1 protein-coding gene is annotated in these 352 nt (G+C 55.1%); it reads right to left on the bottom strand.

Annotated features, from left to right (window positions below):
- A partial coding sequence (locus SB749_RS18930) for a hypothetical protein (protein WP_410711660.1) occupies positions 1–352 on the bottom strand: 352 nt, incomplete at both ends.

The raw sequence follows: 352 nt of genomic DNA, 5'->3' as shown, positions 1-352 counted from the left end.
CTTCTCGCCGTACTGGTTGAAGTCGGTTTCATCTACTTCCAACTCTGCGGCCAATTCCTGTGCCTTTTTCTGGACCATTGACCAGTTACCGGAATCTGCCGCTGCGCGAAGTGGCTCGATGCTGTTGGTTAATGGTTCCCGGACACGGCGCAATTCACGCCAAAGCGTGACCGATGCGGCTCCGAAAAACTGAAACTGACGAATACAATGCCAGCGCGACCACGCCGTAACAGCGTTCGCACCTGTGGCGGCGTCGGTTTCGGCTTCATGGTCGTTGTCGTCGGCTCCGGTCATGCGGCCACCGTTAATATTTTTGCTGATGTACTTAGCGATATAAGCAACGGCACTGCCC

This window comes from Brevibacterium sp. SIMBA_078, assembly GCF_046534565.1.
Lineage (GTDB): Bacteria > Actinomycetota > Actinomycetes > Actinomycetales > Brevibacteriaceae > Brevibacterium.
The sequence above is the reverse complement of the archived record's forward strand: the minus strand, read 5'-3'. Positions and strand labels throughout refer to the sequence as shown.